This is a genomic window from Mesorhizobium sp. M0854, from assembly GCF_040319815.1.
Taxonomy (GTDB): domain Bacteria; phylum Pseudomonadota; class Alphaproteobacteria; order Rhizobiales; family Rhizobiaceae; genus Mesorhizobium.
Genome location: NZ_JAMYOL010000078.1, coordinates 1 through 1,536 on the forward strand (window position 1 = coordinate 1; position 1,536 = coordinate 1,536).

The window sequence follows — 1,536 nt, forward strand, 5'->3', positions numbered from 1 at the left end:
CGATAGTGTTGAAAAAGTCCGGGTTGCAGCAGTCCTGAAGCACTGATTCAATCTTCGTCGTAAGAGGAGATTGAGTCGATGATGGGCGAGCAAAGTGTGATGCAGGAGGAGCTGTTCTACGGCTTCAGCCTGGAGCGGCATGTGCCGGCGGATCACCTGCTCAGAGCGATCGACCACTTCGTCGACCTGTCCGCCATCCGCCAGCATCTGGCGCCCTTCTACAGCCCGATCGGCCGTCCCTCGATCGACCCTGAGCTGCTGATCCGCATGCTGATCGTCGGCTATTGCTTCGGCATCCGCTCGGAGCGCCGGCTGTGCGAGGAGGTACATCTGAACCTGGCCTATCGGTGGTTCTGCCGGCTTGGCCTCGAGGGTGATGTGCCTGACCACTCAACCTTCTCCAAGACCCGCCACGGCCGCTTCCGCGATGCCGACCTGCTGCGCGAACTGTTCGAGACCGTCGTCCGGCGCTGCATAGCTGAAGGGCTCGTCGGCGGCGAAGGCTTTGCGGTCGATGCCAGCATGATCGTCGCCGACGCCCATCGTCAGCGCGGGATCGAAACGGCCGAGGACCTCAATCCCAAAGCCAAGCGGGCCGTGGCTGAGTATCTCGCCACTCTGGATGACGCCGCCTTCGGGGCCGCCACGCCGGTGGAGCCCAAGTTCGTCTCCCCTGTTGATCCCGCCGCGCGCTGGACTGCCGCTTGGGGTGGCCCAGCCGTCTATGCCTATTGCACGAACTATTTGATCGACGTGGAGCACGCCATCATCGTGGACGTGGAGCCCTCGACCGCGGTGCGCCAAGCCGAGGTGACGGCCGCCAAGACTATGATCGAGCGGGCGCACGACGAGCTCGGCCTCTGGCCGGAGCGGCTGATTGCCGACACCGGCTACGGCTCGGCCGAAATGCTGAACTGGTTGGTGCATGAGCGTGGGATCGAGCCGCATATCCCGGTCTTCGACAAGTCTAGGCGCAAGGATGGCACCTTCTCGCGCGACGACTTCACCTACGACCATAAGGCCGATACATACATCTGTCCTGGCGGGAAGACGCTCAGGCAGCGCCAGAAGACCTATCGGATGCCACACCCTCTCGTCGACGAGAATGGCATGATGCGCTATCGCGCCAGCAAGCTGGATTGCGACGCCTGTGCCCTGAAGCCCAGCTGTTGCCCGAAGGAGCCGGCGCGCAAGGTGCTGCGCTCGATCTATGAGGGCGCGCGCGACATGGCCCGCGACATCGCAAAGACAGACGCCTACCAGACCTCACGCTATCAGCGGAAGAAGGTGGAGATGCTGTTCGCGCACCTCAAGCGCATCCTGAAGCTCGATCGATTGCGATTGCGCGGCCCCTGTGGTGCCCGCGATGAGTTCCACCTTGCAGCCATCGCCCAGAACCTCAGGAAATTGGCCAAGATTTGCACCCTCGGAACAAACGTCCGAGCCACTTAAGGCGAGGAGGTCGCGTCGACCTTAATCAAGACGCTTCGGTGCGAGTGGATCCACGGCTTCATCGCCGACTTCTTCAACACTATC

The 1,536-nt window shown here is 62.2% G+C and carries 1 protein-coding gene; it reads left to right on the plus strand.

Translation table 11 applies throughout. From position 1 onward, the window contains the following. Nucleotides 1–78 precede the first annotated feature (78 nt). Nucleotides 79–1,452 carry a transposase gene (locus tag NKH99_RS32590; RefSeq protein WP_352473781.1) on the plus strand — a complete coding sequence of 458 codons (1,374 nt, stop codon included), beginning with the start codon at nt 79–81 and terminating at the stop codon, nt 1,450–1,452. The last annotated feature ends 84 nt before the right edge of the window (nt 1,453–1,536 follow it).